The sequence below is a fragment of the Nocardia violaceofusca NBRC 14427 genome (assembly GCF_963869435.1).
Lineage (GTDB): Bacteria > Actinomycetota > Actinomycetes > Mycobacteriales > Mycobacteriaceae > Nocardia > Nocardia aobensis.
Window position 1 is genome coordinate 98,154 of record NZ_CAWMPM010000023.1, and the last position, 17,891, is coordinate 116,044.

Annotated in this window: 17 protein-coding genes and 2 pseudogenes; 9 read left to right on the forward strand and 10 right to left on the reverse strand. The window is 68.5% G+C overall.

Features of this window, described 5'->3' with window-relative positions:
• The first annotated feature begins 121 nt into the window (after positions 1-121).
• The 5 genes from aroF (at position 122) to AC5592_RS19025 (ending at position 6,870) form a co-directional block, all read left to right on the forward strand.
• A complete protein-coding gene (gene aroF / locus AC5592_RS19005; RefSeq protein ID WP_051024793.1) occupies positions 122-1,177 on the forward strand; it encodes a 3-deoxy-7-phosphoheptulonate synthase in 1,056 nt (351 codons plus the stop codon).
• Positions 1,174-2,802, forward strand: coding sequence for an HAL/PAL/TAL family ammonia-lyase (locus AC5592_RS19010; protein ID WP_063064998.1), 1,629 nt, complete (start codon positions 1,174-1,176; stop codon positions 2,800-2,802). The genes aroF and AC5592_RS19010 overlap by 4 nt, the downstream gene beginning before the upstream one ends.
• 11 nt (positions 2,803-2,813) lie before the next feature.
• Positions 2,814-4,253, forward strand: a complete 1,440-nt coding sequence (locus AC5592_RS19015) for a phenylacetate--CoA ligase family protein (RefSeq protein WP_036503614.1) — start codon at positions 2,814-2,816, stop codon at positions 4,251-4,253.
• A gap of 14 nt (positions 4,254-4,267) precedes the next feature.
• Positions 4,268-6,091 (forward strand): asparagine synthase (glutamine-hydrolyzing), encoded by a 1,824-nt coding sequence (gene asnB, locus AC5592_RS19020; RefSeq protein WP_063064999.1) that lies wholly within the window; start codon positions 4,268-4,270, stop codon positions 6,089-6,091.
• Positions 6,092-6,171: 80 nt separating this feature from the next.
• The gene (locus tag AC5592_RS19025) at positions 6,172-6,870 is read left to right on the forward strand and encodes a DUF8020 domain-containing protein (RefSeq protein WP_036503618.1); all 699 of its coding nucleotides are present in this window, start codon (positions 6,172-6,174) and stop codon (positions 6,868-6,870) included.
• A 64-nt stretch (positions 6,871-6,934) separates the two neighbouring features.
• Here AC5592_RS19025 and rlmN read toward each other — a convergent pair whose 3' ends face one another.
• A complete protein-coding gene (rlmN, locus tag AC5592_RS19030; protein WP_063065000.1) occupies positions 6,935-8,044 on the reverse strand; it encodes a dual-specificity RNA methyltransferase RlmN in 1,110 nt (369 codons plus the stop codon).
• A 270-nt stretch (positions 8,045-8,314) separates the two neighbouring features.
• On the opposite strand from rlmN, the gene AC5592_RS19035 reads away from it, so the two are divergent.
• Positions 8,315-8,527 (forward strand): LapA family protein, encoded by a 213-nt coding sequence (locus AC5592_RS19035; RefSeq protein ID WP_232329433.1) that lies wholly within the window; start codon positions 8,315-8,317, stop codon positions 8,525-8,527.
• Between the two features lie 3 nt (positions 8,528-8,530).
• Here the strand turns inward: AC5592_RS19035 and AC5592_RS19040 are convergent, their stop codons facing one another.
• From AC5592_RS19040 to pyrH, 3 genes are all read right to left on the reverse strand, one after another.
• Positions 8,531-9,418, reverse strand: a complete 888-nt coding sequence (locus AC5592_RS19040) for a phosphatidate cytidylyltransferase (RefSeq protein WP_051024795.1) — start codon at positions 9,416-9,418, stop codon at positions 8,531-8,533.
• Positions 9,419-9,521: 103 nt separating this feature from the next.
• Positions 9,522-10,079 (reverse strand): ribosome recycling factor, encoded by a 558-nt coding sequence (frr, locus tag AC5592_RS19045; protein ID WP_036503637.1) that lies wholly within the window; start codon positions 10,077-10,079, stop codon positions 9,522-9,524.
• Positions 10,080-10,142: 63 nt separating this feature from the next.
• The gene (gene pyrH, locus AC5592_RS19050; RefSeq protein WP_036503626.1) at positions 10,143-10,877 is read right to left on the reverse strand and encodes a UMP kinase; all 735 of its coding nucleotides are present in this window, start codon (positions 10,875-10,877) and stop codon (positions 10,143-10,145) included.
• A gap of 197 nt (positions 10,878-11,074) precedes the next feature.
• On the opposite strand from pyrH, the gene AC5592_RS19055 reads away from it, so the two are divergent.
• Positions 11,075-11,392: a hypothetical protein gene (locus tag AC5592_RS19055; RefSeq protein WP_063065001.1), complete on the forward strand. Its 318-nt coding sequence runs from the start codon at positions 11,075-11,077 to the stop codon at positions 11,390-11,392.
• Positions 11,393-11,453: 61 nt separating this feature from the next.
• Here AC5592_RS19055 and tsf read toward each other — a convergent pair whose 3' ends face one another.
• The 4 genes and pseudogenes from tsf to AC5592_RS19075 all read right to left on the reverse strand — a co-directional run.
• Complete coding sequence (gene tsf / locus AC5592_RS19060; RefSeq protein ID WP_036503639.1) at positions 11,454-12,278, reverse strand: translation elongation factor Ts; 825 nt, start codon at positions 12,276-12,278, stop codon at positions 11,454-11,456.
• A 123-nt stretch (positions 12,279-12,401) separates the two neighbouring features.
• On the reverse strand, positions 12,402-13,280 hold the full coding sequence (gene rpsB, locus AC5592_RS19065; protein ID WP_036503641.1) for a 30S ribosomal protein S2: 879 nt from the start codon (positions 13,278-13,280) through the stop codon (positions 12,402-12,404).
• A gap of 267 nt (positions 13,281-13,547) precedes the next feature.
• Positions 13,548-13,913: a DUF202 domain-containing protein gene (locus tag AC5592_RS19070; protein WP_036503642.1), complete on the reverse strand. Its 366-nt coding sequence runs from the start codon at positions 13,911-13,913 to the stop codon at positions 13,548-13,550.
• Positions 13,910-14,248, reverse strand: a pseudogene (locus AC5592_RS19075) (YidH family protein); the annotation flags it as partial. The gene AC5592_RS19070 and the pseudogene AC5592_RS19075, both read right to left, overlap by 4 nt.
• A 459-nt stretch (positions 14,249-14,707) precedes the next feature.
• Between AC5592_RS19075 and AC5592_RS19080 the strand changes: the two are divergent.
• Positions 14,708-15,184 (forward strand): annotated as a pseudogene (locus AC5592_RS19080) (M23 family metallopeptidase); the annotation flags it as partial.
• Positions 15,185-15,238: 54 nt separating this feature from the next.
• On the opposite strand, the gene AC5592_RS19085 reads toward AC5592_RS19080, so the two are convergent.
• Positions 15,239-16,009 (reverse strand): siderophore-interacting protein, encoded by a 771-nt coding sequence (locus tag AC5592_RS19085; protein ID WP_063065002.1) that lies wholly within the window; start codon positions 16,007-16,009, stop codon positions 15,239-15,241.
• A 148-nt stretch (positions 16,010-16,157) separates the two neighbouring features.
• Here AC5592_RS19085 and AC5592_RS19090 point away from each other — a divergent pair, with 148 nt between their 5' ends.
• Complete coding sequence (locus AC5592_RS19090; RefSeq protein WP_036503648.1) at positions 16,158-16,670, forward strand: DUF1990 domain-containing protein; 513 nt, start codon at positions 16,158-16,160, stop codon at positions 16,668-16,670.
• 164 nt (positions 16,671-16,834) lie between these two features.
• On the opposite strand, the gene AC5592_RS19095 is transcribed toward AC5592_RS19090, so the two are convergent.
• Positions 16,835-17,758: a tyrosine recombinase XerC gene (locus AC5592_RS19095; protein WP_036503651.1), complete on the reverse strand. Its 924-nt coding sequence runs from the start codon at positions 17,756-17,758 to the stop codon at positions 16,835-16,837.
• Between the last annotated feature and the right edge of the window lie 133 nt (positions 17,759-17,891).

Genomic DNA, 17,891 nt, shown 5'->3' on the forward strand with positions numbered 1-17,891 from the left:
GAAGACCGATATTCCCGGCCGAAACAGAATGATTTGCGATCGCAATTCGATCGTTTTCTTCCCGCCTGGCTCGCACCAATGCTGCTGCCCCAGGGTTCGGCGACCCGAGGAGGCCGACACGATGACCGTCTACGTAGCGCACACCCGCGGCGATATCGACGAAAACCGGTTGCAGGACCTGTTGTCCCGGATCCGGCAACTGCCCGCCGCCGCGACCACCCGGCGCACCCGCGACGGCTTCCTGATCGTGGCGTGGGGCGCCTCCGGTCCCGTCCTGGAGGCCGAACTCACCCGCAGCGAATACGTGACCCGCGTACTGCCGGAAGGGACGTCGTTTCCGCTCGCGGCGCGAGCACATCGGCCGGAGGGGTCGGTGGTGCACGTCGGCTCGGTACCGGTCGGCGACGGCCGACCGGTGATCATCGCCGGGCCGTGCTCGGCCGAAACCCCGGAAGTACTGCTGGAAACGGCCCATCGGGTCAAGGCCGCCGGCGCGGCCATGCTGCGCGTCGGCATCTTCAAACCGCGCACCTCCCCCTACAGCTTCCACGGCCTCGGCCACATCGGGCTGCCGCTGCTGCGCGAGGCGCGGGCGCAGACCGGACTTCCGATCGTCACCGAAATCCTCGACGCCCGCGATATCGAGCTGGTCGGCGATGCCGCCGACGTCCTGCAGGTCGGCGCGCGCAATATGCAGAACTTCAGCCTGCTCACCGAATTGGCGCTGACGGGGCGGCCGGTACTGCTCAAGCGCGGCATGTCGGCGAGCGTGCACGAGTGGCTCAACGCGGCGGAATATCTGCTGGCGCACGGCAACGACAACGTCATCCTCTGTGAGCGCGGAATCCGCACGTTCGAGCGCTCGACCCGGTTCACGTTGGACCTCAACGCCGTTCCGGTGGTCAAGGAACTGTCCCACCTGCCGATTCTGGTCGACCCGAGCCACGGCACCGGCGCGACGCGATATGTGCCGCCGATGTCGGCCGCCGCCCTCGCCGCCGGCGCCGACGGACTGATCGTCGAGGTGCATCCGCGGCCGCACGAGGCGCTCTCCGACGGGGCCCAGTCGCTCGATCTGGCGCAGTTCGACCGGTTCAGCGCGGATCTGCGCGGGCTCGTGAGCGCCCTCGGCCGTGAATTCGTCTCCACCCCCGAGCTGCTGGCCGAACTGTCATGACCACCACGAGTACCGAACTGGTCCTGGACGGCAACGGCTTACAGCTCACCGACGTGGCGGCGGTGGCGCGCCGCGACGCGCCGATCTCGGTCAGCATCGCACCGGTGGCCCAGGCCGGGATGTCGGAGTCGGTGCTGCTGAAGAACGAACTGCTGGAAACCGGTATACCGATCTACGGCGTCACCACCGGATTCGGCGACAGCGTCAACCGGCAGATCGCACCGTCGAAAGCGGCTGCGCTGCAGCGCAACCTGATCCTGTACCACCTCAACGGCGTCGGTCCGATCGCGACCCCGGAGGTCGCCCGTGCCACCATGCTGATCCGGGCGAACTGCCTCACCCGCGGGCCGTCCGCGATCCGCCCCGAAGTGGTGGCGACGTTGCTGCGGCACCTCGACGAGGACATCCTGCCGCTGATCCCCGAACGCGGATCACTCGGCGCCAGTGGCGATCTGGTACCGCTGTGCTACGTCGCGGCGGCACTGATCGGTGAGGGCGAGGTGCGCTACCGCGGCGAGACCCGTCCGGCGCTCGACGCGTTGCGCGAGGCGGGCATCGCACCGGTCGCGCTGGGTCCGAAGGAGGGCCTGGCCCTGATCAACGGCACCTCGTTCACCGCGGCTTTCGCGGCGCTGGCGCTCACCGACGCGGCCGAATTGGCCTACGCCGCCGACGTCGCCACCGCGATGACCTGTGAAGCGCTGCTGGGCAACGCTTCTCATTTCCATCCGTTCGTGCACGCCAACAAGCCCCATCCGGGTCAGGGCGCCAGCGCCACGCTGATCCGGGAACTGCTCGACGGTTCCAAGCTCACCACCAGCTACGAGGAGATCCTGGTCCGCCGCGACACCCTGGACGGTCGCGGGTTCCTGCTGCTGGACCACCGCATCCAGGACAAGTACTCGGTGCGCTGCGCACCGCACGTCAACGGCGTGCTGCGCGACAGTCTCGAGTGGACCCGCAGGTGGGTGGAGATCGAGATCAACTCCTCCACCGACAATCCGCTCTTCGCTTGGGAGACAGGCGAATTGCATCACGGCGGCAACTTCTACGCCGGCCACGTCGGGCAGGCGATGGACAGCCTGAAGGTCGCCGTGGCCAGTCTCGCCGATCTGCTGGACCGCCAGCTCGCCCTGGTGGTGGACGAGAAGTTCAACGCGGGCCTGACCGCCAATCTCGTCGCGCCGCTGCCCGAGTCCGACCGGCAGTCCGGTCTGCACCACGGGTTCAAAGGCATGCAGATCGCCGCGTCCGCGGTCACCGCCGAGGCGCTCGGCCTCAGCGGTCCGGCGACCGTGCTGTCGCGCTCGACCGAATCGCACAACCAGGACAAGGTCAGCATGGGCACGATCGCCGCCCGCGACGCGCGGACCATCATCGAGTTGACGCGGCAGGTCACCGCCATCCACCTCATCGCGCTCGCGCAGGCGATCGATATCCGCGGCGCCGCGCAGGCCGCGCCCGCGGTGCGCCGGGTCCACGAGCTGATCCGCGCGCACGTCCCTTTCACCGACCGCGACCGCCGCATGGACCGCGATATCGAGCGGGTCGCCCGGCTGATCGCCGACGGATCGGTGCGTGCCGCCGCCGGCGTCGCCGATCCCCTTTTCACTCCCCACGGTTAGGAGCCGTACCGATGTTGCTGTTACGCGATGCGCGCACGCGCGCGAAGAACGAGGCCCTGCTCGACGACCACACCCGCCTGGTTCGCTCGGTTCTCGACGGCACCGCCGACCTCGACCGGGTCCACGCCGAGAAACTGCTGCGAACCGTCCGGGCCGCCGCCGGCTCCCCCATGTACGAGGGCCGGCTGCCGGCCGATCTGCTCGCCGAGATCGAGGCGGGCACAACAATTTCCGACGAGCGGGTGCTCACCGAGATCCTGCCGTCGCTGCCGCTGCTCGGCAAGCGCGAACTGGGCCGGTTCGGGGCCGAGGCGTTCACCCGGCCGCTGAACGAATTCCTGCACTACTACGAATCCTCCGGCACCACCGGCGATCCCGCCGCCGCGCCGAAGGCGCTGGACGATCTGCTGGTAAACACCGTCAACATCGGCGAGATGTGGGCCCGGCTGCTGCAGCCGAAGGATATCGCGCTGATTCTGATCAACGCCCCGTTCGCCCCGGCCGCCTACCAGTTCGAGAAGGCGCTGGAATACCTCGAGGTCATGTCGCTGCGGCCCTGGGTGGACAACATCACCGGCGACTACACCCGGGTGCTGCGGCTGGTCGACCAGCTAGGCGCGAACGTCTTCGTCGGCCCCCCGTCGCGACTGCTGGAAATGGTGCAGTTCGCCCACCGCAACGATCTGCCCGCCCCGCGCTTCGATCGGCTGCTGCTGATGGCCGAGCAGACCGGCCCCAGTTTCCGCCGTCACCTCGAACGGCTGACCGGCGCGCAATCGTACGTGTCCTCCTACGGCTCCTCCGAGACCGGAACACCCGCGGTGACCTGTGAGCAGGGACAGCTCCACCTGCAACCGCAGAGCTTCCTGCTGGAGTTGGCCGACGACAACGGGATTCGCCGCATCGGCAACAGCTCCGATCGCGGTGAACTGGTGCTGACCACGCTCGATCTGCCCGCCCGGCCGCTGTTGCGCTACCGCACCGGCGATCTCGTCGAGATCGACGCGACCCCGTGCCCGTGCGGGGTCCGCACCCCGGTCCTGCTCACCCAGGGACGTTCCCAGGATCTTCTGGTCCTGGACCGCAACGGAATTCGGCAGAACGACCTTGAGGCGGCGGTGTGGGAACAGCCGCTGCCCGCGGCGACGGTCTTCAACTACATGGTCGTCGTACGCGGCCGCCAGGTCGTCTTCCTGGTCACCTACGACGGCGACCCCGCCGGTCCGTGGACCGACGTGCTGGCCGGCCGGTTGCGGGCGCTGTTCGGCCGCGAGGAGGTGACCGTTCGCCCGGTGCCGGTCCTGCCGCCGCTGGCCTCTCTCGGCCAGTACCTCGGCTGGAAGCTCTCGCGGGTCCTCGACCTCGACGACGAGAAGAACTGGGACCGGCTGCCCGCCCCGATCGACGCCGTGGTGCGGCAGACGATCGCCGAACTCGCACCCGGTGCCTGAGGAGGCGACGACTCATGTCCGCAATCACCGGCTGGCTCGACCGAGACCGCGATCTGCGCGAGCACACCACGACGGTCCGGGCCATGTCCGACGCACTCGCCCACCGCGGCCCGGACGGCGGCGGCATCTGGCTGGAACAGCGAATCGCGCTGGGCCGCAATGTACTCGCGGTGGCCGATCTGCTCGACAACGGGCAGCCCGCGGTCACCGGCGAGGCCGGACGGCCGATCGCGGTACTCACGCTGTCCGGCGAGATCTACAACACCGCCGAACTCCGCCACGAACTGACCGCCCGGGGCCACGCTTTCACCGGTGCGACCGATCCGGACGCCGAGGTGGTGCTGCACGCCTACCTGGAGTGGGGCGCCGACGCGGTGCGCCGCCTCGACGGCATGTTCGCCTTCGCCGTGTGGGACGTGCGTCGCGGTGAACTGCTGCTGGCCCGCGATCGGCTGGGCATCGAACCGCTCTACTACGCCGAGCACCCCGGCGGGCTGCTATTCGGCTCGGAGCCGAAAGCGTTGCTGGCCAACGAGTTGTTCCGGCCGCAGGTGGATGTCGAGGGACTGATCGACATCTTCACGGTGGCGATGCGGCGTCCCGGTGACGCGGTCTATCGCGGACTGCGCGAGGTGCGGCCGGGCTGGATCCTGCGCGTCGATCACAACGGCCTGCACCACCACCGGTACTGGCAGCCGGTCAGCGCACCGCACACCGACGATGTCGACACCACGATCGCCACGCTGCGCGAGCTGCTCACCGGTATCGTCGAGCGGCAGACCCGCACCGGCACGGCCGCAGGACTGCTCTCCGGCGGTCTGGATTCCAGCGTCATCACCGCCTTGGCGGCGCGGGCGCGCGGCGACGCGAAACTGGCCACCTATTCGGTCGACTTCGCCGGCAGCGACACCGATTTCACGCCCGATGCCCTGCACGTCAGCCGGGACGCGCCGTACGTACGGGCGGTGGTGGACCATGTCGGCACCGACCACACCGAGGTCCTCCTCGACGCGCCCGCCCTGCTGGACGAGATGGGTGAAACGCTGCGGGCGCGCGACATTCCCGGCGTCGGTGATCTGGATGTCTCGCTCTACCTGCTGTTCCGGGAGGTGCGCCGCTACGCGGACGTGGTGCTGTCCGGAGAAGGCGCCGACGACATCTTCGGCGGATATCCGTGGTTCGCCGCCGAGGCCGCCGCGTCCAGCGGCAGTTTCCCGTGGGCCGCGGGCAACACCGATCGCAACGCGATGCTGTCGCCCGAACTGCGCGCCCATCTCGACCTGGACGCGGCGGTGGTGGATCGCCATCGCGAGGCCATCGCCGAACTGGCCCCGCTCGATGGTGAAGAAGGCCCGGACCGGCGCATCCGGGAGGTCTTTCATCTCGAACTCACCCGCTTCCTGCCGTTCCTGCTCGACCGCAAGGATCGGATGAGCATGCGCACCGGCCTGCTGGTCCGGCTGCCGTTCTGCGATCACCGGCTCGTCGAATACCTCTGGAATGTGCCGTGGGAGCTCAAGCGCCACGGCGGCCAGGAGAAGGGGATCCTGCGCGCGGCGGCCGAGCCCTGGCTCCCGGCGCAGGTCGCCAAGCGGCCCAAGAGCGGTTTCCCGTTCGGCCAGAGCCCGCAATATCTCGCCGCGGTGCGCGAGGCCACCCGAGCCATGCTGGCCGACCCGAGCGCCCCCGCGCTGGCGCTGCTGAACACCGGCGCGCTCGCCGAACTCGCCGAGGGCGATCGCTGGCACAGCGGCACCTTCACTCCGCCGCCCTGGCTGCCCCGCGCCCTGCAGCTCAACACCTGGCTGCGCGACTACCGCGTCGAGGTGCGGCTGTAGCCGCATCCGGCACGTACCCACCACCGGCCCCCGTCGACAACCGATGGTGCGGACCGGGTTTCGGGAGAGGAAAGGAAAAGATGAGGAAAATGATCGCGGCGAGCGCACTGCTGGCCACCACACTGAGTGTGGCGCCCGCGCTCGCCCACGCCGATCCGGCCGAGGCCGGGGCGGTGAACTACACCGCCACCACGACCCCGACGTCGACGATCATCCGCACCGACAGCGGTTCGCTGACCGACGAGGCCGGCGTCTTCAGGATCGAGGCGGCCGACGGCACCGTGCTCGCGGGCACCGAATTGTCCTTCCGGGTGGACGATTTCGTCTTCCCGATCGCCGCGGACATCTCCGGCCACACCGCGACCCTGACACCGCGACTGGACCTCGCGCACGCGACCTACCGCCCCGTCGCGCTGCCGTACGAGGATCAGGCGCCGTGGAAGACCCCCTATGACCGCGAACAGGCCGCCTGGTCCCGCCTGACCAGCACGATCGGTGCGGGCGCCACGATCGGAACCCTGATCGGCGGGCTCAGCGGCGGCGCGATCGGCTGCCTGCTCGGCGGCATCGCCGGAGCCACCGTCGCCTCCGCGACGATCGTCGGCCTGTTCGGCCCGTTCGTTCCGGCGGCGGTGGTGGGCTGCGTGGGCGGCATCGTGGCGATCGGCGCCCTCGGCACCCTGATCGGTCAGCTGCTGGTGACGGCGCCGGTGGCGATTCTGGCCGCGGCGCAATACTTCACGACCATCAACCAGCCGTTCACCAAACCGGCGGGATAGGCGGTGCGGGCGGGCTTCCGGATCGCCGGAGGTCTGCCCCGACGGCCATTTCGCCGAGCGGTGTCTAACCCTCCGCGGCCAACTGGCCGCAGGCCGCGGCGATTTCCTGCCCGCGGGTATCGCGTACCGTGCACGGCACACCCTGTGCCTCCACCCGCCGAACGAATTCCCGCTCAACAGGTTTCGGTGAGGCGTCCCACTTACTACCCGGGGTCGGATTCAACGGGATCAGGTTCACGTGCACACGGGCGCCCAGCGCTTTGTGCAGCTTCTGGCCCAGCATGTCGGCACGCCACGGCTGGTCGTTGATGTCGCGGATCAGGGCATATTCGACCGAGACCCGGCGACCGGTCTTGTCGGCGTAATACCGTGCGGCGTCGAGGACTTCGGCGACCGACCAGCGATTGTTGACCGGCACCAACGTATCCCGCAATTCGTCGTCCGGCGTGTGCAGGGACACGGCCAGCGTCACCGACAGGCCCTCGTCGGCCAGTTTGCGGATCGCGGGGGCCAGACCGACCGTCGACACGACCACATTGCGCTGCGAGATACCCAGACCGTCCGGCGCGGGTGAGGTGATTCGCCGGACCGCGGCCACCACGCGCTTGTAGTTGGCGAGCGGCTCCCCCATACCCATGAACACGATGTTCGACAGCCGACCGGCACCGCCGGCCACCTCGCCGTCGCGCAGCGCCGCGGCCGCCGCGCGCACCTGGTCGACGATCTCGGCGGTGGAGAGGTTGCGGTTCAGTCCGCCCTGCCCGGTCGCGCAGAACGGGCAGGCCATACCGCAGCCGGCCTGACTGGATATGCACAGCGTGTTGCGGTCAGGGTAGCGCATCAGCACGCTCTCGAGCAGGGTGCCGTCACCGGCGCGCCACAGGGTCTTGCGCGTGGTGCCCGCATCACACACCACCTGCCGCACCTCGCTGAGCAGCGGCGGGAACAACGCGTCGGCGATCTTCTCCCGCATCGGCTCGGGCAGATCGGTCATCTGCCGCGGATCGGCCTGCAGCCGCCCGTAGTACTGCCGGGCGATCTGATCGGCCCGGAACTTCGGCAGTCCCAGTTCCTCCACCGCCTGCCGCCGCTGGGCCGAATCGAGGTCGGCGAGATGCCGCGGCGGCATTCCACGGCGCGGAGCATCGAAAACGAGCGGCAGGGAGGTAGTCATAACCCTTCCAGTGTCGCATTGCCGGTACACGCCCGCCGCCAGCGGGCAGGGATAACCCGATCACAGTTACGACGCGAGGGAACGGGTATTCCGGAGATACGCATATCCGCCATAGCGATCGGGAATGATCGAAATATTACCAGCGACGCAGTACCGAGCCACGGACCGGATCCGGTCCCGCACACCGATCCCCCGCGCGTCGACGCCCCGCCCTCGACCGCACCCGTCCGCCGAAACCGAGCGCTCAAGACCCGCGCGGGCTACACCTGGGTGGCGCTGGTCGCGGCGGCGGTCATCGGGGTGCTGCTGTTGATCTTCATCCTGCAGAACCTCGATCAGGTCCGGATCCACCTGTTCTTCTGGCAGTTCAACCTGCCGCTCGGCGTCACGCTGCTGCTGTCGGTGATCGCCGGAGCACTGGTGATGGCGCTGGCCGGCGGCTGGCGGATCATGCAGTTGCGGCGCGCGGCGAAGCGGCGCTGAGCCTCAGAGCAGGGCGGTCAGCACCAGCCAGGAGACGAACGCCGAGGGCAGCATCGAGTCGAGGCGGTCCATGATGCCGCCGTGCCCGGGCAGCAACGTGCCCATGTCCTTGATGCCCAGCTCGCGCTTGATCTGGGATTCGATCAGATCCCCGCAGGTCGCCACCAGCACGACCGCGACGCCCAGCAGCACGCCGATCATCGAGTTGGCCTGCAGCAGCAGCGTCACCGTGAGCAGTCCGCCGATGATGCAGAACACCAGCGATCCGGCGAATCCCTCCCACGATTTCTTCGGGCTGATGGCCGGCACCATCGGATGACGGCCGAACAGCACGCCGGCGACGTAACCGCCGACATCGGAGCAGACCACCAGGATCATGAAGGTCAGCACGCGGAGATTGCCGTCGTCCTGCTGCAACATCAGCACCGCGAAGGAGGCCAGCAGCGGGATCCAGGACACCACGAACACCGTGATCGCGGTGTCGCGCAGGAAGTTTCGCGGCGTGGCCGCCAAGCCGTGGTCGAACAGCCGCCACACCATGCACACCAGCGCCGTCGCCGCGAAGGCACCCGCCACGCCCTCGGTGCCGTAGGGCCAGGCCAGCCAGATCATCGCCTGTCCGCCGACGATGAGCGGCACCCGCGGCACCAGGACATCGGCCTCGCGCAGCCGCTTGGCGACCTCCCAGGTGGCGATCGCCATCGCGACCGCGATGACTCCGATCAGAACCTTCGGAACGAACAGCAGGATCGCGATCAGCGATGCGCCGAGGCCGACACCGACCGCCAGCGCGGCCGGTAAGTTGCGACCGGCGCGGGAGGGCTTACCGCTCGGCTGCGCCGAGGGGGTGTCGGGAGCCGGTGTTGCACCGGCCGGGTCGCTCGCCGGCATCGTCTCGCCGGCTGCGGCTTCTTCGGCCACGATTGTCCCGTCGCTCACTTATTCGTCCACTCCGTCCCCGGGCCCGTGCCGCATCGTCGCGCCGGGCCGAGTCTCACACCTCGAGCAGTTCCGATTCCTTGTGCTTGACCAGCTCGTCGATCTGGGCAACGTACTTCTGGGTGGTCTTGTCCAGTTCCTTCTCGGCGCGACCGACCTCGTCCTCGCCGGCCTCGCCGTCCTTCTGGATGCGGTTCAGCTCGTCCATCGACTTGCGCCGCACATTACGAATGGCGATCTTGGCGTCCTCCCCCTTGGATTTCGCCTGCTTCACCAGTTCTCGGCGGCGTTCCTCGGTCAGCTGCGGGATCACCACGCGGATGATGGTGCCGTCGTTGGTCGGATTCACGCCCAGATCCGAATTGCGGATCGCGGTCTCGATCGTCTGCAACTGCCCCTGCTCGTAGGGCTTGATGACGACCATGCGCGGTTCGGGCACGGTGATGCTGGCCATCTGGGTGATCGGCGTCGGCGAGCCGTAGTACTCGACCACGACCCGGTTGAACATGCCCGGGTTGGCGCGACCGGTCCGAATACTTCCGAGGTCGTCCTTCGCCACCGAGACAGCCTTTTCCATCTTCTCCTCGGCGTCGAAGAGCGCTTCATCAATCACGACCGTTTCCTCCACAGCATCGTTTCGGGGCCCGGAATTCGCGAGGACCGATCCCCGCAGGGTTCAGGACCGAACCAGTGTGCCGATTTTCTCACCGGCCACCGCGCGGGCGATATTGCCCTTGATCAACAAATTGAACACCAGCATCGGCATCTGGTTGTCCATACACAAACTGAACGCGGTGGCATCGGCCACCTTGAGTCCGCGCTCGAGGACTTCCTTGTGAGTGATCTCGGAGAACATGCTCGCCTCCGCCTCGACCTTGGGGTCGGCGGTGAAGACGCCGTCGACGGCCTTGGCCATCAGCACGACCTCGGCGCCGATCTCGAGCGCGCGCTGTGCGGCGGTGGTGTCGGTGGAGAAGTACGGCATGCCCATACCGGCGCCGAAGATCACCACGCGGCCCTTCTCCAGATGCCGCTTCGCGCGCAGGGGCAGATACGGCTCCGCGACCTGTCCCATGGTGATGGCCGTCTGCACACGGGTGTCGACCCCCTGCTTCTGCAGAAAGTCTTGCAGCGCAAGGCTGTTCATCACGGTGCCGAGCATACCCATGTAATCGGAGCGGGCCCGTTCCATGCCGCGCTCCTCGAGTTCGGCGCCGCGGAAGAAGTTGCCGCCACCGATGACCACCGCCACCTGCACGCCGGTCGAGACGACCTCGGCGATCTGTTCGGCTACGGTCTGGACCACATCCGGGTCGAGCCCGACCTCGCCGCCGCCGAACATCTCCCCACCCAATTTGAGGAGTACTCGGCGATAGCCCTTGCGGTCGGGCGCCGTATCCGGGTCCGTCATCGGTCTCCTAGTCCTCGGCAGTCGAGCGAGCGCACGCACGGGAAATTACCCTCCCGGGCGCGATTGTTCGCGCGGGACGGTAACACGCTGCGTCCATCCTGCACCACCAGCGGTCGCGGCGGTGAGCCGACCCTCGAATACGCGACAATTCCCTATCCCACTGCGAAACGTTGTCGTTTCAAATAAGGTGCGGGCGCATGAAGAACACTCGACGGACGGCTCACATTCTCTGCGCCGCGGCACTGCTCTGCGCCGCACCCCTCGCCGTCGCCTCTCCCGCCACGGCGGCGGTCGTTCCCCTGACACCGCAGGCCGGCGCGGCACCGGCCCATGCCGGTTCCGCGGCGCCGGCCGGTTTCACCGGCCCGATCCCCACCGGCAGTACCGATGCCGCGTTCGGCAGCGTCGACAGCGGCACGCCGATCATCAGCCTGCTGCCGGCGATCCCGTATCTGGCGAACTGGGCCATCACGGGCAGCAGCGGATGCATCAATCCCGGCGGCTGCGGCGGCTGATCGATACCGAAAGGCCCCCGGCGCAACGGAATTCGTCGCACCGGGGGCCTTTTCCGGCAGATCAGGCCTGACCGACCTCGAAGCGGGCGAAGCGGGTGATGGTGACACCGGCATCGTCCAGCAGCTGCTTGACGGTCTTCTTGCTGTCGGTGACCGAGGACTGCTCCAGCAGGACGACGTCCTTGTAGAAGCCGTTCACGCGACCCTCGACGATCTTCGGCAGCGCGGCCTCCGGCTTGCCCTCTTCCTTCGCGGTCGCCTCGGCGATCTCGCGCTCCTTGGCGACGACCTCGGCCGGGACATCCTCGCGGGTCAGGTACTTGGCCTTCAGAGCGGCGATCTGCATCGCGGCAGCGCGCGCGACCTCGGCCGCGGCGTCGCCCTCGCCCTGGTACTCGACCAGCACGCCGACGGCCGGCGGCAGGTCCGAGGAACGCTTGTGCAGGTAGGTCGCGACCGGGCCGTCGAAGGACACGACACGACGCAGCTCCAGCTTCTCGCCGATCTTGGCGGCCAGCTCCTGCACCACCTGGTCGGCGGTCTTGCCGTTGACGTCGACGGCCTTGAGCGCCTCCAGGTCGGCCGGGCGCACCTTGGCGGCGGCATCGACGATGTCGCCGGCGGTGTTCTGGAACTCGTCGTTCTTGGCGACGAAGTCGGTCTCGGAGTTGAGCTCGATCATCACGCCGTTCTGCGCGGCGACCAGGCCCTCGGCGGTGGCGCGCTCGGCGCGCTTGCCGACATCCTTGGCGCCCTTGATGCGGAGTACCTCGACGGCCTTGTCGAAGTCGCCGTCGGTCTCCTCCAGGGCCTTCTTGCAGTCCATCATTCCGGAGCCGGTGAGCTCGCGGAGCCGCTTCACATCCTGGGCGGTGTAGTTCGCCATCGTGGCGAGCCTCCTCGAAGATTTACGAAAGTTGTCAGGTCTCTTAGCACCACCATGCCGACCGCTTCCGAACAGGAAGGGCCGGCAGGGTGAACAGACAATCGCGGTGGGAACCGCGCCGGATCAGAAGTCGGCCGGGGTCTTGGTGGCCGGCTCTTCCTTCAGCTCCGCCTCGGCGGCGGTCTCGGCCGGAGCTTCGGCGGCAGCCTCGCCGCCCTCGGCGGCCGGGGTCGCCTGCGCCAGCAGCTCCTGCTCCCACTCGGCAAGCGGCTCGCCGGCGCCGGCTTCGGGCTTCACATCGCCCGACGCGCGGGAGGCGCGGGCCTGCACGCCCTCGGCGACCGCGGAAGCGACAACCTTGGTGAGCAGCGCGGCCGAGCGGATCGCGTCGTCGTTACCCGGGATCGGGTAGTCGACCAGGTCGGGGTCGCAGTTGGTGTCCAGGATCGCGATGACCGGGATGTTCAGCTTGCGAGCCTCACCGACGGCGATGTGCTCCTTGTTGGTGTCGACGACCCAGATGGCCGAGGGGACCTTGGCCATATCGCGGATACCGCCGAGGGTGCGCTCCAGCTTGTTCTTCTCGCGGGTCAGCATCAAGATTTCCTTCTTGGTGCGGCCCTCGAAACCACCGGTCTGCTCCATCGCCTCGAGTTCCTTCAGGCGCTGCAGCCGCTTGTGCACGGTGGAGAAGTTGGTGAGCATGCCACCCAGCCAGCGCTGGTTGACGTAGGGCATCCCGACGCGAGTCGCCTCGGCCGCGATCGACTCCTGAGCCTGCTTCTTGGTGCCGACGAAGAGAACGGTGCCACCGTGGGCGACGGTCTCCTTGACGAACTCGTAGGCCTTGTCGATGTAGGTCAGCGTCTGCTGCAGGTCGATGATGTAGATGCCGTTGCGGTCGGTGAAGATGAACCGCTTCATCTTCGGGTTCCACCGCCGGGTCTGGTGACCGAAGTGTGCGCCGCTGTCGAGCAGCTGCTTCATGGTTACGACAGCCATAGCTGCGTACCCGCCTTTCTGAGCCGGTTGACGCAGAAATCGAGGGTCGATCTCTGCCCTGGCGTCCGTGGCCGCCGGACCTTCCGGAAAAATTCGGGAGGACCAGCCGACGGCACCGTGATCGGACGCGCGAAGTCGATCCGCGTACAGCGAACCGCGTTGCCAGTCTACGACCAGCGCAGGTGAGAACATAAACGGGGTGGTCAGCGCCCGGATTCCCACCCCCGCCCAGCGGACGCCGGGCAACCTGCCGATGCGCAGATCAGCTCAGAGATGCCAGCCGGGCGTCGACTCCAGCAACGCCACCACGAGCGCCACCGACGCCACGACGCAGATCGCCGCACTGGTCGCCGCCATCGCGACCCGCCCGTCGCTCCAACTCCCCCACGCATGGGTGTGCAGGGTCCGGCTGCGCACCACACAGACGATGGTGATCACCGCCAGCGCGCCGATCGCCACGAGCGCGAGCACGGTGGCTGCGCGGTCACCGCTGGTCAAGGCGACGTGCAGGAACAGCAGCGCATTGGCCATGGCACCCACGGCGGTCCGCCACCAGGACAACGCCGTCCGCTCGGCCTGCAAACCGCGGTCGGCCGGGGCGGCGGGCGGACGATTCGGCGGGATCGCGGTCATGACAGCAGCAATCCGATTCCGGCCAGCATGGCGATGACGGCGATCCCGATCGCCAGAATCGGCACCATCACCGTGGTCGGGAGCGGGCGGCCCGCCCGCATCGCCGCGCCCACCAGCCGCCAGCGGCCGAACGCGCCGAGCGCGATGACGGCCGACAGCACGATGCAACTGATCGCCAGCACCGATCGGATGTCGTGATGCCCGAACGGCTGCACCAACTCGTGCACCGCGACCCCGCCCGCGAGCAGGCCGAGGGCGGTGCGGATCCAGGCGAGGAAGGTGCGTTCACCGGCGAGGGTGAATCGGTAGTCGAGCTCGGGACCCTCGCCGGGAGTGGGCGACGACGCGGCCGCGGGAGCGGGCGAGGACGCGGGTGTGGGCGACGACTGGGTCGCGCGGCCCGGCGAGGACTCGACATCGCGGCCGACGGACGAGCCGGCTCCGCCGCCGCTCGAGTCCGGTGACGCGGACTCGGCGGGCTCGGGCGTTTCGGCACTCATGAACCGGACCCCCTGCGCGCCCGGCGCGGGGAGCCGGACGAATCGCGAACGGCCACTTGCCTTTCCACCGGGCGCATCGTCGCGGCGACCGATGCGGCCGTGATCGGGTCGGCGACATCACGACACTCGACCATCGACCTGCCCCTTCCTCGGGACGGACCCAGCGGACCGTGGGGACCAGCACAACGTCTCGCCGGGAACGCGCCCTGTTCACATGCTTCCGAGTTGTCCACACACGCCGAAACCGATCTTTCCATGTCCCTCGGTTCCGGCGAGGGTGGACGCATGCGCTGGATGTCGATACTTCTCCTGGGGGCGGCGGCGGTGGCCGTGACCTGCGGCGCCACCACGGCGAACGCCACGCCCGCGACCGGATTCGGCTGGCCGCTGCAGCCGCGCCCCGCCGTCGTGCGCGGTTTCGACAAACCGCCGCAGAATTGGCTCCCGGGCCATCGCGGAGTCGATCTCGCGGGCGCCGCCGGACAGTCGGTACTCGCCGCCGGCGCCGGAATCGTGGTGTTCGCTGGTGAAGTGGGCGGCAAACCGGTTGTCTCGGTCGACCATCCGGGCGGACTGCGCACGACCTACGAGCCGGTGCGAGCGGATGTGCCGGTCGGCCGCCGAGTCGAGCGCGGGTCGGTGCTGGGGACGCTGCAACCCGGACATGCGGGCTGCCCCGGCGTCTGCCTGCATTGGGGTCTGCGGCGCGGCCGCGACTATCTCGACCCGCTGGTCCTCGTGCGACACGCCCCGGTGCGCCTGCTGCCGGTGCGACCTGCGGGGCCCTCGGACGCTCGCCGGAGCCCGGCGGCGGCCCGCGCCGGTCTAGCGAACGGCCTCGGCGGCACCGGATTCCTGGTCGGACAGTTCGCGCTTCCACTGCCGGAAGCCCTCCTCGGTGCGCCCGCGCCGCCAGTAGCCGGAGATCGAGGCCCAATCGGCGGGCACCCCGCGTTCGGTGCGGATATAGCGCCGCAGATCGTGCATGATCTTGTCGGCCTCACCATGGATGAAGACGTGCACGCGGCCCTCGCGCCAGGGCTCGGCACGGACCGCGGCGGCGAGCGCTTCGCCCGGGGCGCGATCCCCGCGATGCACCCAGTCGAGTTCGACCGCCGCGGGGCGCGGGACATCCAATTCGTCTGCGGGACCGGCGATTTCGACGAACACCCGGCCGACGGCATCGGACGGCAGGGCGACACATGCGGCGGCGATGGCGGGCAGGGCGGCCTCGTCACCGGCGAGCAGATGCCAATCCGCCTCGGGCCTGGGGGAATACGCACCTCCCGGCCCGAAGAGTTCGATGGGGTCGCCGGGCCGAGCCGCGGCCGCCCACGGCCCTGCCACACCCTCGTCACCGTGATAGACGAAATCGATGGCGATCTCCTCGGCCTCGGTATCGATGGCGCTCACGGTGTAAGTGCGCATCGTCTCGCCGTCGGGGCCGGGGAACAGCAGTTTGACGTAGGCGTCGGTGAATCCGTTCGGCTGGAATCCAGCGAATCCCGGACCGCCCAGGTACACCCGGATCAGGTGGTCGGTCAGTCGTCGGGTGCGCCTGACCTCGAAGGACAGTTTGGTGCGGGTACGAGCCACAGTGCGATACCTCCGATATTAGGGTTACCTAAGGTAGCGTAGCACGACTTATCTCCGATAGCTCGGAGTATATCGGTGATAAATTCGGTGGGCTGCGTCGCTCCGGTATCCCTGGTGTGTCACTCCCGCCGCGAGCGAGGATGGGGATATGGCGAATTCCGCGGCCGCCGAGCCGTTCACCTATCCGGAAGTCGGAGCGACCGCCGGAGAATTCCCGCCCGGCTATCACCACTTCCGCCTGCGCCGCCGCATCGGCAGCGGACGAGCGCTGTTCGACTCCGCCGGCGATCAGATCCGGGCCTACCGCATGCAGCGTGGCACCGGCATCTTCCAGCACGCCGATACCCCGGTCGCCGAACCGGGAACAGCCCTCACGGTGCGGCTGGGCATCGCCGGTCTCGGCATCACGGCACCCTGCCGAGTCATCTACGTGGTCGACGAACCGACCCGCCGCGGCTTCGCCTACGGAACCCTGCCGGGGCATCCGGAAATCGGCGAGGAACTCTTCGCGGTGGAATACGACCCCGCCGACGAGACGGTGTACGGCGTGGTGGCCGCCTTCTCCCGTCCCGCCACCTGGTACACGAAACTCGGTGGCCCCGTCGTCCGCGCGATCCAGCACTTCATCGCCGGCCGCTACATCGACGCCATCCGCCCCTAGGCGAGGCTAAGCCGTGGGTGACGACATGATCGGGCCGTAGGCGGCGACGCGAAAATCTTCGCCTTGGTCCACCTTCTGATCGGAGGCTTCGCATCCGAGCGTTGAGCTCAGCAGCCAGACGACACCATCGCCGCGCTCCCGCGGGTCGTCCATCGCCGCGCTGCTCAGGCGCGGGGGTGGGCCTGGTCGTGCACCCGTTTCAGGCGTTCGATCGAGACGTGGGTGTAGAGCTGGGTGGTCGCCATACTGGCGTGGCCGAGCAGTTCCTGGACCACACGCAGGTCTGCTCCCCCTTCCAGCAGATGGGTGGCAGCGGTGTGGCGCAAGCCGTGCGGACCCAGGTCCGGCGCTCCCGGAACCGCCGAAACGACCTCGTGGACAACGGTTCTGGCCTGGCGCTGATTCAGTCTGCGGCCGCGCCGGCCGAGCAGCAGCGCTCGCCCGGATTCGGCGGTGGCGAGGTGCGGGCGCCCGAAGTTGAGCCAATTCTCCAATGCCCGGTCGGCGGGCAGGCCGAACGGTACCGAGCGCTCCTTGTTGCCCTTGCCCAATACCCGGACCAGCCTCCTGCCCCGGTCGACGTCGTCGATGTCGAGCCCGCACAGTTCGCTGACCCGGATCCCGGTGGCGTACAACATCTCCACGACGAGCCGATCCCGCAGCGCCATCGGGTCGCGCTGCGCCGCACCGGATTCGGCGGCGTTCATGGCCGCGTCGGCCTGGTCCTTGCCCAGGACGGCGGGCAGGACCCGGTGTGCACGCGCCGAGCCCAGCCGTGGGCCGGGATCGGCCGCGAGGCGGCCGGTGTGCGTCAACCAGGCGGTGAACGTCCGTGCGGCCGAGGCACGCCGCGCCATGGTGGTGCGGGCGGCGCCCCCGGCCGACTGTCCGGCCAACCACGAACGCAACAGCGGCAGATCGATCTCTCCCACCGCGGCATCGGGCGAGCGGGCGCACAGATGTTCCAGCAGAGATCGCGCATCCCCGAGATAGGCCCGCACCGTGTGCGCGGACCGGTTGCGTCCGAGAAGCAGGTGCCGTTCGTACTGCTCGAGCAGATCCGCAAGATCGCCCGGTAATCCGTCCATTTCTCCACGTTCACCGGCGGCCGCCCCGCGCGCAAGCCCCCGCGCCGACAGCATCCCGCAGAACCCGCACACCCTCCCTCGCCCGGCTTCCGGTGGCGTCGTTCGGCCACCCCGGTATCTCTCGACCGGGACA